9 protein-coding genes, 2 tRNA genes and 1 rRNA gene are annotated in these 6215 nt (G+C 47.4%); 11 read left to right on the forward strand and 1 reads right to left on the reverse strand.

All coding sequences use genetic code 11. The features are described from left to right. The first annotated feature begins 123 nt into the window (after positions 1 to 123). From rrf to IRJ25_RS13700, 5 genes are all read left to right on the forward strand, one after another. A 5S ribosomal RNA gene (rrf, locus tag IRJ25_RS13680) occupies positions 124 to 240 on the forward strand. 99 nt (positions 241 to 339) lie between these two features. Beyond that, positions 340 to 573 carry a hypothetical protein gene (locus IRJ25_RS13685; protein WP_269318511.1) on the forward strand — a complete coding sequence of 78 codons (234 nt, stop codon included), beginning with the start codon at positions 340 to 342 and terminating at the stop codon, positions 571 to 573. After that, positions 566 to 1183 (forward strand): GNAT family N-acetyltransferase, encoded by a 618-nt coding sequence (locus IRJ25_RS13690; RefSeq protein WP_269318550.1) that lies wholly within the window; start codon positions 566 to 568, stop codon positions 1181 to 1183. Before IRJ25_RS13685 ends, IRJ25_RS13690 begins: the two co-directional genes overlap by 8 nt. Then, positions 1183 to 2121, forward strand: a complete 939-nt coding sequence (locus IRJ25_RS13695; RefSeq protein ID WP_269318512.1) for a hypothetical protein — start codon at positions 1183 to 1185, stop codon at positions 2119 to 2121. The genes IRJ25_RS13690 and IRJ25_RS13695 overlap by 1 nt, the downstream gene beginning before the upstream one ends. Before the next feature lie 307 nt (positions 2122 to 2428). Further along, positions 2429 to 3070 (forward strand): uridine kinase family protein, encoded by a 642-nt coding sequence (locus tag IRJ25_RS13700; RefSeq protein ID WP_269318513.1) that lies wholly within the window; start codon positions 2429 to 2431, stop codon positions 3068 to 3070. On the opposite strand, the gene IRJ25_RS13705 is transcribed toward IRJ25_RS13700, so the two are convergent. Beyond that, positions 3055 to 3837 (reverse strand): sporulation protein, encoded by a 783-nt coding sequence (locus IRJ25_RS13705; RefSeq protein WP_269318514.1) that lies wholly within the window; start codon positions 3835 to 3837, stop codon positions 3055 to 3057. The two genes, IRJ25_RS13700 and IRJ25_RS13705, sit on opposite strands and share 16 nt — an antisense overlap. A gap of 139 nt (positions 3838 to 3976) precedes the next feature. Between IRJ25_RS13705 and IRJ25_RS13710 the strand changes: the two genes are divergently transcribed. From IRJ25_RS13710 to IRJ25_RS13735, 6 genes are all read left to right on the forward strand, one after another. After that, a tRNA-Met gene (locus IRJ25_RS13710) sits at positions 3977 to 4053 on the forward strand. Between the two features lie 25 nt (positions 4054 to 4078). Then, positions 4079 to 4155: transfer RNA gene (locus IRJ25_RS13715), tRNA-Met, on the forward strand. A 102-nt stretch (positions 4156 to 4257) separates the two neighbouring features. After that, entirely contained in the window at positions 4258 to 4707 is a 450-nt protein-coding gene (gene tsaE, locus IRJ25_RS13720) for a tRNA (adenosine(37)-N6)-threonylcarbamoyltransferase complex ATPase subunit type 1 TsaE (RefSeq protein WP_269318515.1), read from the forward strand. Beyond that, on the forward strand, positions 4704 to 5360 hold the full coding sequence (tsaB, locus tag IRJ25_RS13725; RefSeq protein ID WP_269318516.1) for a tRNA (adenosine(37)-N6)-threonylcarbamoyltransferase complex dimerization subunit type 1 TsaB: 657 nt from the start codon (positions 4704 to 4706) through the stop codon (positions 5358 to 5360). The genes tsaE and tsaB overlap by 4 nt, the downstream gene beginning before the upstream one ends. Further along, the gene (gene rimI, locus IRJ25_RS13730; RefSeq protein ID WP_074034834.1) at positions 5353 to 5814 is read left to right on the forward strand and encodes a ribosomal protein S18-alanine N-acetyltransferase; all 462 of its coding nucleotides are present in this window, start codon (positions 5353 to 5355) and stop codon (positions 5812 to 5814) included. Before tsaB ends, rimI begins: the two co-directional genes overlap by 8 nt. Further along, positions 5811 to 6215 (forward strand): tRNA (adenosine(37)-N6)-threonylcarbamoyltransferase complex transferase subunit TsaD (locus tag IRJ25_RS13735; RefSeq protein ID WP_441316675.1); only part of this gene is annotated, 405 nt, incomplete at its 3' end. The genes rimI and IRJ25_RS13735, both read left to right, overlap by 4 nt.

Consider the following 6215-nt stretch of genomic DNA (forward strand, 5'->3'; position numbering starts at 1 on the left):
GATACTAATCGGTCGAGGCTTTGATCTAGTCTAATGGTTTGTGTTGATGAATCCTCAGTTTTCAGGAAACAAACCCTAAAACAATATTGACATGCGTATGACGCGGTGTTAATATTCATTTTGTCTGGTGGCGATAGCGAGACGGCCACACCCGTTCCCATGCCGAACACGGAAGTTAAGCGTCTCAGCGCCGAAAGTAGTTGGGGGATCTCCCCCTGTGAGGATAGGACGTTGCCAGGCAACAACGCAGGACGACCGAGCATACGCTCGGTCGTTTTTTGTTTCTTTGAAACTTTATCCCTTCTTTTTCGTACTAAGTATGAGAAAGAGGGGATTGTTTTGTATATTCGATTAGCCACTTTAAAAGATGTTTCAGGGATTACGAAAGTTTCAACTGCAAGTTTTCAACAAGAAGCACTTTCTTTGCAATTGTCTGAGAGAGATTTGAATGTCGAACCGCCGGGATACGATCTCGAGGCGATGACACAATATATGATTGAAGAGTTAACATGCTATGTCATTGAACAGGACAATCACATCGTTGGGGCGATTATCTTAACGCTCACTGGTTGATGACTATGCACGAATTGATCGTGTTTTTGTGCACCCTGATAGGCAAGGGCAAGGAATCGGTAAAGCGTTGATTCAATACGTAGAAGCTCAATCTCCGCATGTACGGATTTGGGAGTTGGAAACATCGACACATCAAACAAGAAATATTCGTTTTTATAAACAATTAGGATTTCAAGTCGTATATGAGTCAGAAGATGAGGTATGTTTCGTCAAACGAACAAAAGCAAAACCGAGTACGCATTGCTTTGAAGAACAGTCATGTGAAGGTTGGCAAGCGTATGGGGTAAACGCGAGCTTTTTGGCGGTCACAAATAGTAATGTCTCGTCACTTGCTGCGAGCAACTGTAATTTCAGTCAAAGCCTTTTTCGGAACATCAATTTCCGGAATAGTACGTTCAGTGATTTAAATTTGACAGGCTCGCGATTCAATTTTGTGACGATGCAAGAGAATGGACGTACTGTTCAAATGCATCATTCGAATCTGAGAGGTGCTACATTTAATCAATGTGACCTGACGAATGTCACGTTGGCAGGATGTGATGTCGAAGGCATGACGATAAATGGCGTTCCAATCGACACTTTAATCAGTACAAAGAGAGGGGAAACATAATGGGAAATTTTCAGCAGACCCAATTAGACTTACAACAGCGTATCGCAGAGCGTGATCGACTTGTTCGTAAGCAAGAGATACTAAACAAACAGTTGAACGAGCATGAGGCGGTGCGGAAGACACTACTCAACACATTCACGAAAGAACAACGTGATGTGTATGACCTTGAAGAATTCTCGCTCGTCAACACATGGCGAAAGTTACGAGGCACGTTTGATGAACAACGGACAATCGAAATGGAAGAGGCTGCTCGCGCTGAACTGAAATTACGAGAACACGAGGCGATGATTGACGAATTGACGCTCGAACATCGAGAATTACAAGAACAGCTCGAGGTTTATGAGGGAATCGACGCTGAGTGGGAGACCTTCTTAGAAACAAAAGAATCCCATCTTGCGAAAGATCCAGCTATTCGCCGAGACCTACACCATCTCACGAATCAACAAGCCGAAACGAATGAACTTCTCATCGAGTATCGGGAAGCCATCGTTGCCGGTAAGGCGGCACGTTCGACGATTGCAAAAACACTCAAACATCTAGATAGTGCGAAGGGGTGGTCGACGTATGACACGTTCTTCGGGGGTGGCTTGATTGCCACAGCAATGAAACATGAGGCGCTAGATGCTTCCGAACAGACGATGCACGAATTACAATCTGCGTTAGAGCGTTTCTCCCGTGAATTAGCGGACGTGCAAGGTATTGTTCAGGAGTTGCATGTTGATCGAGGTTCACTTATTCAGTTCGCAGATTACTTTTTGGATGATATTTTTTCAGAATGGACGATGCACGGACGAATCAATGACTCCTTAGATCAAGTGAACGGACTAGATCAGGAAATCAGTCAGCTGATTGCTCGTATGACGAGACAAGTGGAAACGTTAGAACAGAAGCTTGACGAGACTGAAGAAAAAAGAAGACAGCTCATCCTGACACGATGAGCTGTCTGTCATTAGATTTCTAGTAGTAAGGATTTTGTTGCTTAGTTCAAGGAGAGCGAAGAGAAAATGAGTAAAACGATGGTATTTCTTATTAGAGGGATGGCAGTCACGGGAGCGCTATTGATTTTATCGATTCCATTTTTCTTTAGTTCTCCCATATCGACCACTCTGATCATTGTCAGTTCGATTTCGTTGATTGCCTTTGTGATGTTTACTGTTTCAGCAATCAGGCTTCGAAAACGGATAGAGGATGAATGACGTGTATTTGTTTTTCTGAAACAACAAAATTACCAAAAGGGGAAGAATCATGGAACAACTGATTGAGGATATCGTACAAAGCGTGAGACCGGATCAACGAACGCTGATTGCTATCTCCGGACACGGGGCAGCGGGAAAATCGACGTTGGCAGAAAAATTACGGGAACGACTCGGTGATATAAACCTGCTTCACACAGACCCGTATATTACAGATTCACAGTTGCGGAAACAAACGATCCTCACGTATCAACACGATGGAACGACCCATCAGTATAAGATGACGGCGTGTCACCCGGCCGCACATCATCTGCTGTCACTCGAGCGAGATGTCCGTATGATTCGAGAGGGAATCGGCTTTTACACGATTGATGTCCCTTATTTGGAGCGGACATGGATTGATCCAGAGAAACCGATCACGATTATTGAAGGGATGAGTGTCGCATTCCTGAATCTTTCGTCTTTTGATCAATCGATTTATCTCTACACAGACGGGGAGACGGAGTTCAAGCGACGTTCACATCGTGATATTCAGGAACGGGGTATGGAGCTGGACTACTTACGCGCTTCACATGTAGAGAGACGTCTACAATATGAATTGTTCATGCATCCGTATCGCTACTATTTTCAAACCGTCGTCAATACGAGTAAGGATGAAATTCAAATTGAAAAAACCGCTCACGAGGAGCGGTGACTGCGTAACGTATCTTGAATGCCGATACCGAGCTGTTCTTGTTCGCGCTCTAGCTGTTCCCATGTGAGGGAACGATGACGCAATTCGACGTCGGTCGCCATCGATTCGAGCGTTCGCTGGGTCTCGATGTTGTCGAGCCAGTAGTAGAGGTCGATCCCATCTTCATGTAAGCGCCAAAACGATTTGACGACCTCGAACTCATCGGCCCATTCTCCGACCGGCTTGAATCCATACTTTTCAACGAATGGATACGGACGTTCTTCCCCGAGCGGGTCGATTACGTTTCGGACGAACATCGGCTCAAGTCCAGCGTGAGCGGTCGCATCGAGTAATCGTTTCAGTTCAGGCATCGGTTCGATTTCGATGTGTTCGATCACATCAAACCAAACTCGCTTGATGTCCTTGTCCCACAATGTAGCCTCTATACTATACGGGGCGCCGGCAGAAGAGGGTGCGTACATCGTCAACTCGAATGAAAACGGAACATCTTCCTTCGCTCCGGGTTCTAGTACAAGCGATAGTGGAATTGGGACTTCTTGAATATCAGCTTCTCGATTGAACTCGTTTCCTTCCATAGTGATGTCTTTGAACGTCGTCAAGAAGGTCAGGGTGAGTTCCTGTAATCGAACGACATTCGTTGTCGGGTTGGAGACGTGCAACATACCCGTCACGGTCTGCTTCGGAATGAGTGCTGCCGGGTCAAACGTGATCTCGGCTTCGATCTCCGAAAAGAACCATTTCTTGAATCGATTTCCCCATTTGGACATGGCGGTCGCGCCCCTTTTCTCTGATAGTCTATGCTGTTATATCTGTTCCCGATTCTATTTTTGAAAAAACATTAAGAAAATGGTTGCTTTTTATAACTGTCTCGCTTATTATAGAGGATGTCGAAACAATTCAAACCATCGCGGGGTGGAGCAGTCTGGTAGCTCGTCGGGCTCATAACCCGAAGGTCGTCGGTTCAAATCCGGCCCCCGCAACCAATTTTTATTTAATTTCATATGTCGTCGCGGGGTGGAGCAGTCTGGTAGCTCGTCGGGCTCATAACCCGAAGGTCGTTGGTTCAAATCCAGCCCCCGCAACCAATTTTTAAATGAGATAGCGAAACGATAGCGTTTCGTGTTTTTTTTTGCTTAAAATGAAGTGTACAATGAGTACGTATGAGAAGCGATAAAGGAGAACCATTCATGTATACATTGATTACGCATTCTGCGGCAGAGACGCAGGCGGTGGCAGAACGTTTGGCCACACTCGTCGAAGCAGGAACGGTCATCACGTTAAACGGTGACCTCGGTGCCGGCAAGACGACGTTCACACAAGGGTTCGCAAAAGGACTCGGAGTCACGCGGAACGTCAACAGTCCGACCTTCACCATTATGAAACAATATAAAGGGCGATTGCCGCTCTATCATATGGATGTCTATCGTCTCGAAGATACGGGGGATGACATCGGTCTTGAGGAATATATCAACGGTGATGGTGTCGCCATCGTCGAGTGGTCGAACTTGATCGAGTCCTCCCTCCCGGAAGAACGCTTGGTCATCACGATTGAACGGGTTGGCGACGAAGAACGTAAACTGACACTTGCTCCGACGGGTGAGCGTTACGTTCAAATCGCCAAGGAGGTGCTCGCATGAAGCAATTGATGATTGATACGGCGACGACACGATTGTCAGTCGCGTTAAGTGAGGCTGGAGAGATTCAAGCCGAAGCGACGGTCATGGTCTCAAAAAACCATGCGGTCACACTCATGCCGATGATTGAACAGCTCATGGCAGCGGTCAAGTGGACACCGAACATGCTCGAACGCATCATAGTCACGACCGGACCTGGGTCGTACACGGGAATTCGGATTGGAGTGACGACAGCGAAGACACTCGCTTATACGCTCAATCTTCCACTCATCGGTGTATCTGCCCTGCAGCTCATGGCAGCGGCCCCGAATACCGATTTGCCGGTCGTCTCATTGATTGACGCGCGCCGTGGCAATGCCTATATCGGATATTATCAGCACAACAAAGCACTAACACATGATCAGCACGCCTCAGTCGCGGATTGGTTGCGACTGAATAGTCAAGGTCGCTTCCTTGTCGTCGGAGACGTGGAACCGTTCCGTGACGTGTTAAGTGAATATGACTATATCGAAGCACCGGCTGCCCATCGATACGGGCGTGCGAGTGATTTGGTCGTCTTCAGCGATCAGACGAGCGATGTCCATTCGTTTGAACCGGAGTATTTGCGACTCGCCGAGGCGGAAGCGAAATGGTTAGAGGGACAAAACAATGGCTGACGTGAAAATTCGTCGGATGACGTGGCTTGATGTCGAGGAAGTGACGAAAGTCGAAGAAGCGTCGTTTGCCATTCCGTGGACAAAAGAGGCGTTCATGAATGAGATGCTTCGAAATGAACAGGCTATTTACTTTGTCGCGGTCCATGACAAACGGGTCGTCGGGTTTGTCGGCGTTTGGACGATTGTCGATGAAGGACATATCACAAACATTGCCGTCTTACCTGAGTTTCGTGGACAGGGCATCGGCAATCAATTGTTAGCGGAACTTGTCGCGTTCGCCAAGTCAAAAGGACTCGTCGGATTGACGTTAGAAGTCCGCGTGTCGAACGTTGGCGCGCAAAAACTATATGAACAGTTCGGTTTTATGCAAGCCGGTCGGAGAAGACGCTACTATCAGGATAATAATGAAGACGCCTATATTTATTGGGCGAAGTTAGGAAGTGAGTCAGAATGAACACATCACTGATTCTCTCGATCGAGTCGAGTTGTGACGAGACGTCTGTTGCGCTCGTCAAAGATGGAAAGACGTTATTGTCGAACGTCGTTTCTTCTCAAATCGAGAGTCATAAACGATTTGGTGGCGTCGTCCCTGAAGTGGCGTCTCGTCATCATGTGGAACGAATCACGTACGTGATTGACGACGCATTGAGTGAAGCCGGCGTGACGATGGAAGACGTCGATGCGGTCGCGGTCACACAAGGACCGGGTCTCGTCGGTGCCCTTCTCGTTGGGATCAGTGCGGCCAAGGCGTTGGCATTCGCCCATCAAAAACCGCTCATCGGTGTCCACCATATCGCCGGACACATTTACGCAAACGAACTCGTCGAAGAGATGAAGTTTCCGCTTGTCTGTCTC

Origin of the sequence: Exiguobacterium sp. KJ 601, assembly GCF_027161185.1 — a bacterium.
In the GTDB taxonomy this organism is placed as follows: Bacteria; Bacillota; Bacilli; order Exiguobacteriales; family Exiguobacteriaceae; genus Exiguobacterium; species Exiguobacterium profundum.

Coding starts and splice junctions, on each gene's coding strand:
- IRJ25_RS13705 (WP_269318514.1), bottom strand. CDS start 3,837: ATGTCCAAATGGGGAAATCGATTCAAGAAATGGTTCTTTTCGGAGATC.
- rimI (WP_074034834.1), top strand. CDS start 5,353: ATGGCTGACGTGAAAATTCGTCGGATGACGTGGCTTGATGTCGAGGAA.
- IRJ25_RS13695 (WP_269318512.1), top strand. CDS start 1,183: ATGGGAAATTTTCAGCAGACCCAATTAGACTTACAACAGCGTATCGCA.
- tsaE (WP_269318515.1), top strand. CDS start 4,258: ATGTATACATTGATTACGCATTCTGCGGCAGAGACGCAGGCGGTGGCA.
- IRJ25_RS13700 (WP_269318513.1), top strand. CDS start 2,429: ATGGAACAACTGATTGAGGATATCGTACAAAGCGTGAGACCGGATCAA.
- tsaB (WP_269318516.1), top strand. CDS start 4,704: ATGAAGCAATTGATGATTGATACGGCGACGACACGATTGTCAGTCGCG.